15 protein-coding genes are annotated in these 16,376 nt (G+C 68.1%); 6 read left to right on the top strand and 9 right to left on the bottom strand.

What is annotated here, in order from left to right; genetic code table 11:
* Positions 1 to 26 precede the first annotated feature (26 nt).
* Entirely contained in the window at positions 27 to 1,238 is a 1,212-nt protein-coding gene (locus AWC02_RS17605) for a cytochrome P450 (RefSeq protein ID WP_085129986.1), read from the top strand.
* A gap of 32 nt (positions 1,239 to 1,270) precedes the next feature.
* On the opposite strand, the gene AWC02_RS17600 is transcribed toward AWC02_RS17605, so the two are convergent.
* On the bottom strand, positions 1,271 to 2,734 hold the full coding sequence (locus tag AWC02_RS17600) for an aldehyde dehydrogenase family protein (protein WP_109561066.1): 1,464 nt from the start codon (positions 2,732 to 2,734) through the stop codon (positions 1,271 to 1,273).
* A gap of 182 nt (positions 2,735 to 2,916) precedes the next feature.
* On the opposite strand from AWC02_RS17600, the gene AWC02_RS17595 reads away from it, so the two are divergent.
* A complete protein-coding gene (locus AWC02_RS17595) occupies positions 2,917 to 4,131 on the top strand; it encodes a CaiB/BaiF CoA transferase family protein (RefSeq protein WP_085130113.1) in 1,215 nt (404 codons plus the stop codon).
* On the opposite strand, the gene AWC02_RS17590 is transcribed toward AWC02_RS17595, so the two are convergent.
* Positions 4,128 to 4,931 carry a thioesterase family protein gene (locus AWC02_RS17590; RefSeq protein WP_085129984.1) on the bottom strand — a complete coding sequence of 268 codons (804 nt, stop codon included), beginning with the start codon at positions 4,929 to 4,931 and terminating at the stop codon, positions 4,128 to 4,130. The two genes, AWC02_RS17595 and AWC02_RS17590, sit on opposite strands and share 4 nt — an antisense overlap.
* Entirely contained in the window at positions 4,928 to 5,944 is a 1,017-nt protein-coding gene (locus tag AWC02_RS17585; RefSeq protein WP_085129983.1) for an NAD-dependent epimerase/dehydratase family protein, read from the bottom strand. The genes AWC02_RS17590 and AWC02_RS17585 overlap by 4 nt, the downstream gene beginning before the upstream one ends.
* 82 nt (positions 5,945 to 6,026) lie before the next feature.
* Here AWC02_RS17585 and AWC02_RS17580 point away from each other — a divergent pair, with 82 nt between their 5' ends.
* The 3 genes from AWC02_RS17580 (at position 6,027) to AWC02_RS17570 (ending at position 8,907) form a co-directional block, all read left to right on the top strand.
* Entirely contained in the window at positions 6,027 to 6,440 is a 414-nt protein-coding gene (locus AWC02_RS17580) for a Zn-ribbon domain-containing OB-fold protein (protein ID WP_085129982.1), read from the top strand.
* 10 nt (positions 6,441 to 6,450) lie between these two features.
* On the top strand, positions 6,451 to 7,599 hold the full coding sequence (locus AWC02_RS17575) for a thiolase family protein (RefSeq protein WP_085129981.1): 1,149 nt from the start codon (positions 6,451 to 6,453) through the stop codon (positions 7,597 to 7,599).
* Positions 7,600 to 7,677: 78 nt separating this feature from the next.
* Positions 7,678 to 8,907, top strand: coding sequence for an amidohydrolase family protein (locus tag AWC02_RS17570; protein ID WP_109561064.1), 1,230 nt, complete (start codon positions 7,678 to 7,680; stop codon positions 8,905 to 8,907).
* 66 nt (positions 8,908 to 8,973) lie between these two features.
* Here AWC02_RS17570 and AWC02_RS17565 read toward each other — a convergent pair whose 3' ends face one another.
* Positions 8,974 to 9,747, bottom strand: coding sequence for an SDR family NAD(P)-dependent oxidoreductase (locus AWC02_RS17565; RefSeq protein WP_085129979.1), 774 nt, complete (start codon positions 9,745 to 9,747; stop codon positions 8,974 to 8,976).
* 82 nt (positions 9,748 to 9,829) lie between these two features.
* Here AWC02_RS17565 and AWC02_RS17560 point away from each other — a divergent pair, with 82 nt between their 5' ends.
* On the top strand, positions 9,830 to 11,065 hold the full coding sequence (locus tag AWC02_RS17560) for a cytochrome P450 (protein ID WP_085129978.1): 1,236 nt from the start codon (positions 9,830 to 9,832) through the stop codon (positions 11,063 to 11,065).
* 11 nt (positions 11,066 to 11,076) lie between these two features.
* Here AWC02_RS17560 and AWC02_RS17555 read toward each other — a convergent pair whose 3' ends face one another.
* The 5 genes from AWC02_RS17555 to AWC02_RS17535 are packed head-to-tail and all read right to left on the bottom strand — an operon-like array spanning position 11,077 to position 16,339.
* Positions 11,077 to 11,568 carry a nuclear transport factor 2 family protein gene (locus AWC02_RS17555; RefSeq protein ID WP_085129977.1) on the bottom strand — a complete coding sequence of 164 codons (492 nt, stop codon included), beginning with the start codon at positions 11,566 to 11,568 and terminating at the stop codon, positions 11,077 to 11,079.
* Positions 11,561 to 11,983, bottom strand: a complete 423-nt coding sequence (locus AWC02_RS17550; protein ID WP_085129976.1) for a Zn-ribbon domain-containing OB-fold protein — start codon at positions 11,981 to 11,983, stop codon at positions 11,561 to 11,563. The genes AWC02_RS17555 and AWC02_RS17550 overlap by 8 nt, the downstream gene beginning before the upstream one ends.
* Before the next feature lie 5 nt (positions 11,984 to 11,988).
* A complete protein-coding gene (locus tag AWC02_RS17545; protein WP_085129975.1) occupies positions 11,989 to 13,197 on the bottom strand; it encodes a thiolase family protein in 1,209 nt (402 codons plus the stop codon).
* 11 nt (positions 13,198 to 13,208) lie between these two features.
* On the bottom strand, positions 13,209 to 15,428 hold the full coding sequence (locus tag AWC02_RS17540; RefSeq protein ID WP_085129974.1) for an acyl-CoA dehydrogenase family protein: 2,220 nt from the start codon (positions 15,426 to 15,428) through the stop codon (positions 13,209 to 13,211).
* Entirely contained in the window at positions 15,425 to 16,339 is a 915-nt protein-coding gene (locus tag AWC02_RS17535) for an IclR family transcriptional regulator (RefSeq protein WP_085129973.1), read from the bottom strand. The genes AWC02_RS17540 and AWC02_RS17535 overlap by 4 nt, the downstream gene beginning before the upstream one ends.
* Positions 16,340 to 16,376: the final 37 nt, after the last annotated feature.

Genomic DNA, 16,376 nt, shown 5'->3' with positions numbered 1-16,376 from the left:
TAACTCCGCCGAACGGGAGGTCAACCGTGGACAGTCAGGTTGACGACGTCGCCGCCGCTCTCGACAAGCCGGCCGACTTCATCCGCAACCCCTACCCGTACTTCGCCGACAAACGCGGCGGGGCGGGGATCTTCCCCGGCACGGTCATGGACTTCTCCAAGACCCCGCCGGCGCTGCGGCCGAAAACACCGTTCGCCGCGGTCTCCTTCGAGGCGGTGAACCAGGTCTTCCGCGACTCCGATTCGTTCAACTCGCGCATCTACGACATGACGATCGGCCTGTTTCTCGGGCCGACCATCCTGGCCATGGAGGGCGAACCGCACCGCAAGCACCGCAACCTGGTCTCGTCGGCATTCAAGCGCAAGTCACTGGTGCACTGGGAACCCGACATCGTCCGGCCGGTCTGCACCGCACTGATCGACGAGGTCATCGACGCCGGCACCGCCGACCTGGTGTCCGACTTCACCTTCGAGTTCCCCACCCGGGTGATCTCCAAGCTGCTGGGCCTGCCCGAAGAGGATCTGCCGTGGTTCCGGCAACGGGCGATGGAACTGATCAGCTACACCGTCGACCACGAACGCGCGTTCACCGCCTCGACGGCTCTCAAGGACTACTTCCTGGCCCAGATGGACAAGCGCAAGTCGCGTCCCACCGCCGACATCATCGGCGATCTGGTCACCGCGGAGGTCGACGGCGAGAAGCTCACCGACGAAGCCATCTTCTCGTTCCTGCGCCTGCTGCTGCCGGCCGGACTGGAGACCACCTACCGGGCCACCAGCAACCTGCTGTTCCTGCTGCTCACCCACCCCGACCAGTTCGCCGCGGTGCGCGCCGACCACGATCTGATCGGCGCCGCCATCGAAGAGGGGCTGCGCTACGAGACCCCGCTGACCACGGTGCAGCGCACCGCGATCCGCGATACCCAGGTCGCCGGCGTGGCGGTTCCCGCCGGCGCCGTCGTCGATGTCTGCATCGGGTCGGCCAACCGCGACGAGAGTCGCTGGGAGCGCGCCGAGGAGTTCGACATCTTCCGCAAGTGGATTCCGCACATCACCTTCGCCGCCGGCGAACACACCTGCATGGGGCTGCACCTGGCCCGGATGGAGATGCGGGTCGCGATGGAATGCCTGCTGGAACGCCTCGACGAGATCACCCTGGTCACCGACGGCGACCCGCACATCTACGGCCAGCCGTTCCGCTCGCCGCGGTCGCTACCGGTGACGTTCAGCGCCAGATAACGTCCAGCGAAGGCCGAACCGCACGGTCCGCCTCACGCCCCGCGGGGCCTGCGGTGGCCGATCGTCTTGGTCTCCAGGTACTGCGAGAACCCCTCGATCCCACACTGTCTTCCCCAACCGCTGCTCTTGTAGCCGCCGAACGGCGCGTCGGCCCCGTAGTACATGCCGCCGTTGACACCGATCGCCCCGGTACGGACCCGACGGGCCACCGCCATGGCCCGCTCGGTGGATGCCGAGACCACCGCACCGGCCAGCCCGAAGGCACTGTCGTTGGCGATCCGCACCGCCTCGTCGTCGTCGGAGAACGGCAGCATCACCAACACCGGCCCGAACACCTCGTGCTGGGCGATCGCGGCGCTGTTGTCGACACCGGCGATGACCGTCGGCTGCACGTAGTGCCCCCCGGCCAGCTCCGGCGGAAGCCCGACGACTTCCCCGCCGCCGGTGGTGATCTCGGCACCATCCCGGCGGGCCTGGGTGTACGCGTCGAGCACACGTTGCTTCTGCGCGGCGCTGATCAGCGGGCCGACCAGGGTCTGCGGCAGTGCCGGGTCCCCCACCGATACCGCGGCGAAGGCCGCGGTCACCGCCGCCAGCAGCTCGTCGAAGAGCGAGACGTGGACCAGCATCCGGGTGGTCGCCGCGCAGGCCTGCCCGGCGTGGACGCACACCCCGATCGCCCCGGGCAGCACCTTGGCCGGATCGGCGTCGTCGAGCACGATCAACGCCGATTTGCCGCCCAGCTCCAAGAATGTGCGCTTCATGGTGTCGGCACCGTTGCGGGCCAACATCTTTCCGACCGCGGTGGATCCGGTGAACGAGACCATGTCCACTCGGGCGTCGGTGCCCAGCATCCCGGCGACCTCGTTGGACGGCGTGGGCACCACGTTGAGAACCCCCGCGGGAATGTCGGTGTGCTCGGCGACCAGCCTTCCCAGCCGGGTGGCGTTCCACGGGGTGTTCGGGTCCGGTTTGAGGACGACGGTGTTGCCGGCGGCCAGCGCCGGGCCGAGCTTGTTGAGGATCACCTCGACAGGAAAGTTCGACGGCGTGATCGCCGCGACCACACCGACCGGTTCCTTGACGACCGTGCGGACGTTGCGCTCACCGAACAGCCCGCCGCCCTCGAGTTGCCGCTCCCATTCGAACTCGTCGATCAGCTTTCCGGGGTAGCGCAGCCCGTCGACCAGCGGCCAATCCAATTGGGCCAGTTGCGTTGTCATGACCGGACAGCCGACCTCGGCGATCAGCTCGGTACGCAGCTCCTCCTGCTCGGACTCCAGCGCGGACTGCAGTTGCGCCAGGCAGCGCTTGCGCAGCTCCCGATTGGTCGACCAGTCGGTGTCGTCGAACGCTCGGCGCGCGGCGGCGATCGCCGAGTTCATGTCGACCGCATCGGCGGCCGCCGTGGTGCCCAGCAGTCGTCCGGTGGCCGGGCTGTGGTTGTCGAACTCCGCGCCCGAAGCCGCGGCAACCAGCTTGCCGTCGATCAGCATGCGCGACTCCGCCGCCGCGGCGGCACGCTCGCCGATCTCCACACTGGTGACCTGTTGCCGACCGTCGCTCACCTGGCCCCCAACCTTTTCGGATGCCCAACCGTAACCATTACAGTAGAATACTTCAATTGGTTCTGGATCGGTTCGCACGGCGGCAGGAGCACGCTGAGTTGATCAAAGTCATGGACGGCTTCCGGGTGCTGGAAGTCGCGCAGTTCACCTTCGTTCCGGCGGCCGGCGCCATCCTGGCCGATTGGGGCGCCGACGTCATCAAAGTCGAGCACCCGGTGCGCGGCGACACCCAGCGCGGGTTCATCAAAATGGGCGGGTTCGAACTCAACCCGGACCGCCATCCGCTGATGGAGCACCCGAACCGGGGCAAGCGCAGCGTCGGGATCGACGTGTCGACTCCCGGCGGGCAACAGGTGCTCTACGAACTGGCCGCCACCGCCGACGTGTTCTTGACCAACTATCTGCCCCGGGCACGGCAGAAGAACAAGTTCGACGTCGAGCACATCCGCGCCGCGAACCCCAACATCGTCTACGCCCGCGGCAGCGCGTACGGGGACAAGGGGCCCGAACGCGACATCGGCGGATTCGACGGCACCGCGTTCTGGACGCGCAGCGGGGTCGGCCATGCGCTCAGCCCCGAGGAACTGGGCGCGCCACTGTCGCAGGGGATTCCCGCGTTCGGCGATTCGGTCGGCGGGATGAACATCGCCGGCGGGATCGCCGCAGCACTGCTGCACCGCGAACGCACCGGGGAAGCCCTGGAGGTCGACGTGTCGCTGCTGTCGACCGCATGGTGGGCGGCCGGCGCCAGCGTCACCCAGGGCATGGACACCGGCGAGGCCATGCGGGCGACGATGCCGGAATCCGGTGGATCCCCGGCGAACCCGTTCCTGGGCAACTACACGACATCCGACGGCGGGACCATCAATCTGTGCATCGTCAGCCCGACCGGCTATATCCGCGACACCTTCGAGCACCTGGGCATCCCCGAGGCGGCCGATGATCCGCGCTTCTCCGAGGTGTTGCCGCTGATGCAGAACGCCGAGGCGGCCAGCGCGTTGATCGTCGATGCGATCGGCGCCAAGCCCTTCGAGTTCTGGCGCCAACACCTCAAGACGATGAAGGGCCAGTGGGCACCATTCCAGAGCCTGGTCGACCTGGGCTCCGATGAGCAGGCCATCGCCAACGACATGATCGCCGAGGTCGAGCCCGGCGACGGCGGGCCGCCGTTGAAGGTGGTGCGCGGCCCGGTGCAGTTCAACCACGAACCGCTGGAGACCACCCGCGCCCCGCAGGCCTCCGAGCACACCGAGATCGTGCTGATGGAACTCGGCTTGGACTGGGACCGCATCGAAAAACTCAAGGAGTCCGGCGACATCGCCTAACCGGCCGCGAGCCCATTGCCCTGGCCGGCGGCATCGAAGGTGAAGTTCGCGATCGCGGTGGACACCCCAGTGCCGATCGGGCCGCTGCCGTCGAACAGAGCGGCGCTACCGGTCGCGACGCCGGCGTCGCTGTAGTGGGTCAGCGCCGCCATCCCGATGTACGGGCCGATCGGCAGCCGGCTCAGCGTCAGGGTGTAGTCGGCGTTGATGAAGGCCAGCCCCTTGGTGCTGAAGTTCGTCATCGACGCGGTGACGTCCACGGCCATCGCCGCCCGCACGAACGGCGTCAACTCCTCGCCGTCGACCAGGTCACGGATCTCACGCAACCAGGCGTAACGCGGTCCGGCGGTCTGCCAGGGGATCCCGTTGCCGTCGTCGTCGCCGTAGGTCCGGATGAGCATCGGAACCGACTCGTCCAGCTGCGCGGGCTCTTCCGGAACCGGCGGTAGCGCAACCTCGGTGGTGAAGAAGTCCCCGTCGGGCTGGGTGCCGCGACGCAGGTACAGCGCCGAGGCACGGGCGACCCGCTCCCCGCCCTGGGTCATCTCGGCGTCGACTGCCCGCATCCGGGAACCCGAGCGCACCACCGACGCGCTGACCTGAAGCGGCGCACCGGCCACCCGACGCAGGATCTCCACGGTCAGGCGGGCCGGTTGCAGGTCGGCATCGGGCACCTGCTGCTCGACGGCACGGGCCAGCAGACCGCCGACCACCTGTCCGCCGAGTGTCGGCCCCCAGCCGCCGTGCGCGATCGGGTTGGGCACCAGGTCGTCACCGCGACGAACCACGAACGGGATCATGAGTTGCGCTCCACATAGAACCGGGCGGCACGGCAGATGGAATGCTCGGTCGGCTCCGGATGCCAGCCCAGTTCCCGGGTTGCCTTAGAATGATCGGCGGGCGACGTCAACGCCAGCAGTCGAGCGCCGGTCGCATTGAACGGGATGTCCCGGCGCAGCACCGCTCCGACCGCGCCGGCGAGGTGCCCCATGGCGTGCATGACCGCTATCGGTATGCCGATACGCGGCGGTTTGGCGCCGACGGCTTCGGCGGCGACGGTGAGCATGTCCCGTTGGGTCATGTAGCGCTCGGAGATGATGTAACGCTCACCGACTCGGCCCCGCTCGGCGGCCAGCAGCAGCGCCTGGGCGGCATCGTCGATACCCACCACCTCGGCACCGATCCCGCGCACGTAGCACGGCATCTTGCCCAGCGCCGCCGCCTGAATCAACGCGCCCTGCCGCGGTTGCCAATCGGGTGGGCCGTAGGGGTTCGACACATTGGCGACGACGGCCGGGACCCCCCGCTCGGTGACGTAGCGCAGCACCAGTTCCTCGGCGGCCCGGCGGGAGGCGATGTAGTCCCCGCCGCGGTCCGCCCAGTTGAACGGCGTCGTCTCATCGACCGTTTCGCCGTTGAGGCCGACGGCGATGGTGCCGATGGTGCTCAGGAACACGAACCGGTCCAGGTCGGCCTGCGCGGCCACCTCCAGCACGTTACGCAGCCCCTCGACGTTGGTGCGGTACAGCGGCGCGGAGTCGCGCAGCTCCATCCGGGTGTCGACGACGCAGTAGTAGACGACGTCGCGGTCGGCCATGGCGGCCGTCACCGCCTCGGTGTCGAAGATGTCGCCGTAGCAACGCTGCACCTCGAGCCCGTCGATACCCCGGGTGGAGCTGGACCGGCGCAGCAGCACCCGCACGTCGTCGCCGCGGGCCACCAGATGCCGGGTGACGCACGCGCCGACGTTGCCGCTGGCGCCCATCACCAGCGCGCGCCGTCGCGTAGTCGGCGATCCGTTGCTCGCAGTCATAACTGAACTCCCCGCCCGCTGGTCAAGTCCTGCGATCGTACATTACTGTAAGCATTACAGTTAGGACACACACGGAGGATCCATGCAGAAGGCGCTCGCACCAGAGATATCGACGTGGCCGGCCGAAGACCCGCAGTTGATCGGCAGTCGCTGCGGCGCCTGCACCGCCACGGTGTTCCCCGTGCAGCCGCGCTGCCCGAACTGCAGCGGCGATCAGATGAGCGAGGAATTGCTGCCGCGCACCGGCACGCTGGTGGCCTGGACCACCCAGGGTTTCCCGCCCGGGGCACCGTATGCGGGCCCCACCGGCAAGGATTTCGTGCCGTTCGGCGTCGGGCTGGTGCAGCTCGGCGACGTCATCCGCGTCGAAGGCCGACTCACCGAGAACGACCCGGAGAAGCTGGAATTCGGCATGCCGGTGGAGCTGACCATGGTGCCGTTCACCTCCGACGCCGACGGCAACGAGGTCATCACCTTCGCGTTCCGGCCGGTATAGGAGACAGACGATGGTCAACGACGTAGCGATCATCGGGGTCGGCCTGCACCCGTTCGGCCGGTTCGAGGGCAAGTCGGCGATGGAGATGGGGGTGGACGCCATCTTCGCCGCGGTGGCCGATGCGGGCGTGGACTGGAAGGACATCGGCGCAGCGACCGGCGGTAGTTGGACGGTGGCCAACCCGGACGCGATCGTCGGGATGGTCGGGTTGTCCGGTATCCCGTTCACCAACGTGTTCAACGCCTGTGCGACGGCGGCCAGCGCGGCCAAAGTCTGCGCGGACGGGATCCGGTTGGGCGACTACGACATCGGTATCGCCGTCGGGCTGGACAAGCACCCGCGCGGGGCGTTCACCGAGGATCCGGCACTGGTCGGCATGCCGCGGTGGTACGCCGAGAACGGCCAGTACCTGACCACGCAGTTCTTCGGCATGAAGGCCAACCGCTACCTGCACGACCACGGCATCTCCCAGCAGACCCTGGCCAAAGTCGCGGCGAAGAACTTCCGTAACGGCGCGCTGAACCCCAATGCGTTCCGGCGCAAACCGATCTCCGAAGAGGAGATCCTCGGATCGACGATGCTGAACTACCCGCTGACCCAGTACATGTTCTGCGCCCCCGACGAAGGCGCGGCGGCGGTGGTGATGTGCCGGGCCGACATCGCGCACCGCTACACCGACAAGCCGGTGTACCTGCGGGCGGTGGAGGTCCGTACCCGCCGCTACGGCGCCTACGAGGTCAACACCACCTTCGCCCCGGTCGCCGAGGATGTGGCGCCCACGGTGTACGCCGCGCGTGCCGCCTTCGAGAAGGCCGGCGTGGCACCGGCCGACGTCGATGTCATCCAGTTGCAGGACACCGACGCCGGGGCCGAGGTCATCCACATGGCCGAGTGCGGGTTCTGCGCCGACGGCGACCAGGAGAAGCTGCTGGCCGACGGGGCCACCGAGATCGGCGGGTCGCTGCCGATCAACACCGACGGCGGGCTGATCGCCAACGGCGAACCGATCGGCGCCTCCGGGCTGCGCCAGATCCACGAGCTGGTGCGCCAACTGCGCGGCGAGGCCGGCGACCGGCAGGTGCCCGGTGCACCCAAGGTCGGGTTTGCGCAGCTCTACGGCGCGCCCGGCACCGCTGCGGCCACCATTCTGACCCGCTGATTTTTCCCGGCGAGCAGACGCAGACTCGCATGTCGCGCAACCCGGAAAGTGTCTGCTCGCGGTAAGGAGATGAACCCGATGAACCAGTTCCGCGACGCACCGATCTTCGATGCCGACCAGCACATGTACGAAACCGCCGAGGCCCTGACCCAGTACCTCCCGGAGAAATACTCGCGGGCAGTCCAATTCGCCCAGATCGGCCGGCAGACCCGGATCATCATCAACAACCGGGTGAGCGACTTCATCCCCAACCCCACCTTCGAGCGGGTCGCCGCGCCGGGCGCACACGAGAAGTTCTTCGCCGGGGAGAACACCGAGGGGCTGACCCTGCGCGAGATGCAGGGTCCGGCGATCGAGGCGCCATCGGCCACCCGCAACCCCGCCGACCGGGTCGCCGAGCTGGACCGCCAAGGTGTGACCGAGGCGCTGAACTATCCGACGCTGGCCAGCCTGGTCGAGCACTCCAGTGCCGACGACCCCGAGCTCACGCTGGCCATCATCCACGCGTTGAACCAGTGGATGGCCCAGCACTGGAGCTACAACTACGACGGCCGGGTGTTCTCCACCCCGATCATCAACCTCTCCGAGGTCGACGCCGCGCAGCGGGAACTGGCCTACATCCTCGACCGGGGTGCCGCGGTGGCGTTGATCAAACCCGGACCCGTCAACGGTGTGCACGGCTGGCGCTCCCCCGCGCTGCCGGAATTCGACCCGTTCTGGCGCGACGTCGAGGCCGCCGGGCTGCCCATCGTGCTGCACGCCAGCTTCCCGCCGCTGGACGATTACGTCGGGAAATGGGAGCCGCCGTACACGCAGAACTTCATGACACAGAGCGCCTTCCGCTGGATGGTGCTGGGCCACCGGGAGATCGCCGACATGATCACCGCGTTGATCTGCCACGGCACGCTGACCCGCTTCCCCAAGCTGCGCATCGCCAGCGTGGAGAACGGCAGCTCGTGGATCCGGCCGCTGTTCGACGACTTCGGCGACCTGTACAAGAAGATGCCGCAGAACTTCGAAGAGCATCCGCACGAGGTGTTCCGGCGCAACATCTGGGTCAGCCCGTTCTGGGAGGGCTGCATCTCCGACGTGGTGGACACCGTGGGCTGGGACAAGGTGCTGTTCGGGTCGGACTACCCGCACCCGGAGGGCCTGGCCGAGCCGAAGGGCTTCTGGAAGTACGCCGAGGGCATGGATGTCCGGCGCACCTACGACTTCATGGGCGACAACGCCCGCCGGTTCATGGGGCTGCCGATCGCCAACCCGGACCCCTCGGCTTCGAAACCACCGGTTCCCGCCGGGTCCTGACCGGCGTTGCAGTCAGGGCGGTGTCGCAACGCGATTCACCGCCCTGACTGCAGCCTCAACGAGGGGTTACTTCGGGGCGAAGCGCTGGCCGGCGTCCAGCCGGATGCACTGGCCGTTGAGCATCGGGTTCTCCACCATGGCGGCGGCCAGTTTGGCGTACTCCTCCGGGCGGCCCAGCCGCTTGGGGAACGCCGCATCCTTGGTCAGCACCGCGGCGAACTCGTCCGGGATGCCCTGGGTCAGGCCGGTGGCGAACAGGCTGGGCGCGATCGCGAGCACCCGGATGCCGACGCCGCCGAGATCGCGAGCCATGGTCAGGCACATCCCGGCGATCGCGGCTTTGGATGCGGTGTAGGCGATCTGGCCGATCTGGCCCTCGAACGCCGCGATCGACGACGTATTGATGATCACGCCGCGCTCGTCGTCTTCGGGCTCGTTGGTGCTCATGTGCCAGGCGGCCAGACGGCTGACGTTGAAGGTGCCGACGACGTTGAGATCCTGGGTGGACCGGAACGCCTCCAGGTCGTGCGGGCCGTCGCGCTTGATGGTCCGCTCCCCGATCCCGCCGCCCGCGGTGGTCCCGCCGGCGGTGGTGACCGCGATGTGCAACCCGCCCAGAGCCTCGACCGCCTCGTTGATCACCTGTTCGATGCCGGCGAAGTCGGTGACGTCGGCTTCGAAGAACTGACCGCCGATCTCGGTGGCGACCTCGGCGCCCTTGGACTGCGGCCGGTCCAGGATCGCGACTTTCGCGCCGCGCTTGGCCAGCAACTCCGCGGTCGCCTTGCCGAACCCCGATGCGCCACCGACGATGATCGCGCCCTTGCCTTCGATCTCCACGAATACTCCCCTTGGTTGGATCGGTCACTTCCGGACTATCTCCCGGCGACTGTACTATAGCCCTTCCCGTAAGCTATTCGGGATGACCGCATCGCACCTGAACGACTCCGCCGATCTGCTCGCCGACCCGGTCGCCTACACCGACGAGCCGCGACTGCACGCGACGCTGGCCCGGCTGCGCTCGACAGCACCGGTGTCGCTGGTGAATGTGCCGTCCTACCGGCCGTTCTGGGCCGTCACCAAACATGCCGACATCCTGGCGATCGAACGCGCCAACGACGTGTTCATCAACGCCCCGCGCCCGGTGCTGATGCGCACCGAGTACGAGGAACAGCAGGCGCAGATCGGGGTGCGGACCCTGATCCACGCCGACGATCCCGAGCATCAGGCGATGCGATCCATCGGGGCCAACTGGTTCCGTCCCAAGGCGATGCGGGCGCTGCAGGGCCGGGTCGACGACCTCGCCAAGACTTACGTGGACAAGATGCGTGCGGCCGGAGGCAGCTGTGATTTCGCTCGGGACATCGCGGTCGATTACCCGTTGTTCGTGATCATGTCGCTGCTCGGGCTGCCGGAGGCGGATTTTCCGCGGATGCTCAAGCTCACCCAGGAACTGGTCGGCGCCGACGATCCCGAGATGCAGCGCAGCGGAACCCCCGAGGAGCAGATGTATGCCCTGCTGGAGATGTTCGAGTACTTCAACGCGCTGACCGCATCCCGGCGGGAGAACCCCACCGACGACCTCGCTTCGGCGATCGCGAACGCCCGGATCGACGGCGAGTACATGTCCGACATCGACACCGTGTCCTACTACGTCATCGTCGCGACCGCGGGCCATGACACCACCAGCGCGGCCATCTCCGGTGGGATGGGCGCCCTGATCGAGCACCCCGATCAGCGACAGCGGTTGCGCGACGATCCGGGCCTGATGTCACTGGCCGCCGAAGAGATGATCCGCTGGACCACACCCGTCAAGGGCTTCATGCGTACCGCGACCGAAGACACCTCGGTACGCGGCGTGCCCATCGCCGCCGGCGAGTCGGTGCTGCTGTCCTATGTCTCGGCCAACCGGGACGAAGACGTCTTCGACGAACCCTTCCGATTCGATGTCGGCCGCGACCCCAACCAGCATCTGTCCTTCGGGCACGGCGTGCACTTCTGCATGGGCGCGGCGTTGGCGCGCATGGAGATCCGCAGCATCTTCGCCGAACTGCTGCCGCGGCTGGAATCGGTCGACTTCGACGGCGAACCCGAACTGACCGCGACGACGTTCGTCGGCGGACACAAGCATCTTCCGCTGCGGTATTCGCTGCGGTGAGTGCTACGCGCTCACTTCATCAACCGCCCGGCGACTCTGCCCACCGCGGCCCGCACCCGCGGTGACAGATACACCGCGAACAGTCCGTTGAACACGTCCTCGCGTAGCCGGGTCAGCTTCGAAGATGAGATCCGCCACTCGCCGCCGGCCTTTTCGTAGGTCTCGCTGTAGTGCCCGTAGCCGCGCAGGTTCACCCCGGGGCCGAACCGGACCACGTCTTCCAGCGCCCACACCCCGTGCGCGGTGGTCGGCGAGTCCAGCTCGATGTCGGGGGCGTGCACCTGGTGCACGGTGGCCTGGTCACGCAGGCTCTTGCGGGTGAAGGCCACGAATTCGTCGGCGCCGGTGATGATCTTGCCGCCCGCACTCGCGGTGTCGCTGAGGAAGTCGTCGGTGAACAACCCCCGCCAGGCCGTCCAGTCCTTGGTGTCCAGATACCGGCAGTAGCGGGACTTGAGGCGTTTGATCGCTTCGATCTCGGCCAGTTCGGTCACATCAGACATCGCGCACCTCCGGTTCATAGCGCAACATCGTGACGTCGTGGTCGGGGTAGTCGCAGAACACCGGCCGCACCCGCATGCCGACCGTCAGGTCGGCGGGGTCGACGTTGACCAGTTCGGTGGAGAACCGGGGCCCCTCGTCCCATTCCACGATCGCCAGCAACTGAGGCACGGCGTCGGCGAAGTGCGGGCCGACGGGACGCCGGGCCACGGTGAACGAGTACAGCGTGCCCATCCCGGAGATCTCGCGCCACTCCAGGTCGTCGGCAAGGGTGCGCGGCGCCCGAACCCGCGGGTAGAACACGTAGCTGTCGCAAGACGGCGAGTACTGGATGACGATGCGGTGCTGGGCCAGCGCATCCCAGAACGGTGCGGTGGTAGGGGTTTTGACCGGCATCGGCCGTTCGAAGCTCAGCATCTGCGCTAGTCCCCTTCCAGGATGAGGGTGGTCTGTTCGCTCAGGATCCCGCCGTTGCCGGAGACGAACGCCCGGTTGCAGTCGGCGACCTGCGCGGCACCGGCCCGGCCCATGATCTGGCGGGTGGCGTCGCAGACGTGGTGCATGCCGCCGGCCAGGCCGGCTTGGCCGAATCCGAGTTGCCCGCCGGCGGTGTTGAGCGGGAAGTCGCCGCGGAAGGTCAGGTCGTGATCGGCTAGGAACTGCATGCCCTTGCCCTTTTCGCAGAACCCGGCGTCTTCCAGCGACAGCAGCACGGTGATCGTGTAGCAGTCGTAGATGGAGACCATGTCCATGTCGGCCCGGGTCAGATCCGTCATTGCGAACGCGGTGTCGGCGGCTTCGCGGATCGGGGTCGCCAACAGGTCGGCGGCATAGGTCGGGGTCTTGAACGGCACGTGCTCGCCGAATCCCTTGACCCATACCGGCCGGTTGCGGGCCCGCTTGGCGACCTCGGCGCTCGCGATCACCACCGCCGCTCCGCCGACACAGGGCATCACGATCTCGAGCATGTGCAGCGGGTCGGCGATCACCGGGCTGGCCAGTACGTCGTCGACGCTCAGCGGGGTGTCTCGCCAGATCGCACCGTCGGTGTGGTTGGCGTTGACCCGCTGGTCCACGACGAGTTTGGCCATCGCGCGCTCGTCGTAGCCGTAGACGGCGCCGTAGCGGGTGGCGACCTGTCCGTAGGGGCCGTTCTGCCCGAGGTTGCCGTAGGGAATCTCGAATTCGGCTTGCGGCGAGCCGTATTGGTTGCTCGACGATCCGAAGAACATCGCGTCGACCAGTGGCTTGGGTTTACGTTCCGACATCGGGGTGATGTAGCGGGCCGGCAGCGCGCACAGCACCACATCGCAGATGCCGAGTTCGATCGCGGCCGCCGCCCGCCAGACCATGGCCGCCGCGCTCGCCCCGCCCAGGTCGACGATCTCGGCGAACCGTGCCCCGACACCGAGGTATTCGGCGATGGTGGAGGGCACGAAGATCTCCGATTCGGCCAGGTGCGAGGTGACGATACCGTTGACCGATTCAGCCGACAGTCCGGCGTCGGCCAGTGCCGCGGCGCTCAGCTCGGCCCACTGCTCCAGGGTGAACGGGGCCGGGGTGGCCTTGTTCAGCCGTTCCGGCGGCAGTTCGACGTAGCCGACGATCGCGGCGTCTCCGCGTAATCCCATACCGGTGTCCTCTACTTTCGGGGCAGGCCGAGAATCATCTGGGCGATGATGTTCAGCTGAATTTCCTTGGTGCCGCCGCCGATCAGCTCCGCCGGCGACAGCAGGTAATGCTCGATGACGGCCGGATCGGAGTCGGCGACCATGGCCAGCCGGCCGACGGTGGCCAGGGTGGCCCGGAAGGTACGTCGCAGCAGCACGTTCATCGCCACCTTGGCGATGCTCGACGACGCCCCGAAGGCCTCGCCGTGCAGCATGCGGATGGTCTCGCGTACCCCGAGTGCCCGGATGGCGTTGGCGTAGGCGTCGAGTTCGCCCAAGGCACGCACCGCATCCGCACGTGACGGCCCCGAGACCCCGGCGATGGCCCGCAGCGCGACAGCCCGGTCGTTCTCGACATAGCCGCTGATCGCCGTGCGTTCCTCGGCCATGGTCGCGATCGCCAGTTGCCATCCGCCGGTCGGCTCCCCCAACAGCATCTCGTCGGGGATGAAGACGTCGGTGAGGAACACCTCGTTGAATTCGGCTGCGCCGGTGACGGTCACGATCGGCTGGACTTCGATGCCCGGCGAACGCATGTCCAGGATGAAATAGCCGATTCCGCGGTGCTTGGCGGCGGCGGGATCGGTGCGGGCCAGCAGCGCGCCGTAGTCGGCGCGCTGGGCGGCCGATGTCCAGATCTTGTGGCCGTTGATCCGCCAGCCGCCGTCGACCTTGACCGCGCGCGTGGTCAGCGAGGCCAGATCCGAGCCGGCGCCGGGTTCGGAGAACAGTTGGCACCAGGCGAGCTCACCGCGCTGGGTCGGCGGGATCAGCTGCCGGCGCAGCGCTTCGGGTGCGGCACGTATCAGCGACGGCAGGATCCACTCGGAGATGCCCAGTGACGGCCGGACCAGCGAGGGGCGTTTGGCGAACTCCTCGATGATGATCAGCTGCTGCAGCGGTGAGGCATCCAGTCCCCACGGTGCGGGCCACTGCGGGGCGATCAGCCCGGCGTCGGCGATCAGCGTGCGCTGCGGGCCGGTTTCGAAGTGCGGGTAGTCGCCTTGACGGCCCGGACCGTCATTGACCAGCTCCGTTGCCGCATCGAGCGTCTTGGCGACACCGGCCCGAAACTGCGCTTCGGCGTCGCCGAGGTCGACGGTGAAGTCCCGCTGCTGGGCGGCGGTGAGTTCGCCGAGCCGGCGTGCCCAGTCGGTGGCGGCGCCGATCGAGCCGGCGAGACTGGTGGCGCGCCGCCAGTACAGGTGCAGGTCGTGCTCCCAGGTGAACCCGATGGCGCCGAACATCGTCAAGGTGTCGAACACGGTGTCCGGGCACGGCGCGATCGCCGTCAGTGCGGCGGTGGCCGCGGCCATCCGGTGTTGTTCGACCGTGTCGGTCGTGGCGCGCAGCGCATCCCAGGCCGCGGCGCAGGCCAGTTCGGAGGTGACCAGCAGCATGGCGGCGTTATGCTGCAGGGCCTGGAAGGTGCCGATCGCGACGCCGAACTGTTCCCGGGTGCGCAGGTGGGCGGTCGCCGCCTCGACACACCATTGCGCGATCCCGGCGCACACCGCCGCGACGAGCCCGACAGCAAGGTATTCGGCGCGCTCGGAATCGATTCCGGTCAGCACGTCCTCGGCGCCCACCGGGTGATCGTCCAGGGTCACCGTGGCCAGGTCGGTGAGCAGATCGGTGCCGGCCACCGACTGGATCCGCGCCCGGTTGGTGTCGAGGGCCGCCCACACGTCGGTACCGTCGTCCCCGGTGGCGCAGACCAGCGCGAGCCGGGCCGAGCGGGCGCCGGAGATCACTTGAGAGGTGCCGCTGATCGACCAGCCGTCGCCGGTGCGGCACGCGGTGAAGTCGGACTGTCCGGGCAGTACGACGGTGGCCGGGGCGCCCTCGGCGACCGCCCGCAGGAACTCCTCGCGGGCCTTTGTGTCGTTCGCCAGCAGTCCGACGGCGCCGGCGGTCACCGTCGGCAGCAGCGGTCCCGCCAGCGATACGGTGCCGGCGGCTTCGAGCACCGCGGCGACATCGAGCAGCTCACCGCCCTGACCGCCGACCCGCTCGGGCAGGTGGATGGCGTGAAAGCCGTTCGCCACCAGTTCGTTCCACCAGTCCGGCAACTCGCCGGCCGCCAGCGCGTCGAAGGCGGTGCGGGTGTCGGCGATCGGTGCGTGCCGGGCGGCGAACTGCCGCAGGGACTCCCCGAGTTGGCGGTGTTCGGGGCTGAGCGTCACGCTCACGTGTTCTCCTCTGATTCTGTCCGGGCGGCGCTTTGGGCCTGGATACGTGCGGCGGCCTCGCGTACCGCCGCGCCGAGGTCGGCGACCTCCGTGGCGGTCAGGGCGGCGAACGGGGCCACCCCCACCGACATGGCGACGGTGCCGTCGAGGTCGCGGACCGGGGCCGAGACGCTGGCGATCGGATGCGCTGCGGTGCCGGCGAGTTCGTCGGGCAGGTAGTCGACCTCGGTGAGATCGGCGAAGGCGGTCGCGACCCGGGCGGTGATCTCGTCGGGCTCACCGTCGGCGGCCAGCGCTTGCAGTGCCGAGTACACCCGGACGTATTCGCGGCTCATCCGGTCGATCGCGTAGCCGCGTCCGCCGACTTCGTCGAGCACCGCGGTCAGCCGGCGTCGCAGCCGCGGCGACGGCGCGCCCAGGCCGGACAGCCAGTCCCTTTTGACCTGGCCACTCGCGCCGGCGATGAACTCACGGCAAAACGGTGCCACCAACGGCATCCGGAAGCCGGGTCCGAGCCGCAGTCCGGCGATCGACTCCCCGACCGCATCGGTCACCACCACTGTCGCGCCCTGCCGGACCCCGAGGATGACCTGTCTGCCGACCGCTGCGAAAAGCCGCTGCAGCTCGGGCCGGTACGCCTGCTTGTTGACCGGTCGCGCCAAGGCGGCCAGCGCCGGCCCCCAGGAGTATCCACCCGAGTGCCGGTCCCGCACGATCCACTGCCGGTTGGCCAGGGTGGTCAGGATCGCGTGGCAGGTACCGTGGCTGATGTCCAGGGTCTGGGAGATCTCCGACAGGGTGCAGTGCCGTTCGGGATCGGTGGCCAGCAACTCCAGGATCCGCATCACCCGTTCGGTGGGCGGCGACGAGACCGGGCGGGCCGTGCCGTCCCCGCCGATCGGTGCCGTCATACTTTCGAAAAGTACGTCGAATAATCGACGGTGGCAA

Source organism: Mycolicibacter engbaekii, from assembly GCF_002101585.1.
In the GTDB taxonomy this organism is placed as follows: Bacteria; Actinomycetota; Actinomycetes; order Mycobacteriales; family Mycobacteriaceae; genus Mycobacterium; species Mycobacterium engbaekii.
Note: the sequence above shows the minus strand (reverse complement) of the source record. Positions and strands in the feature narration are given on the sequence as shown.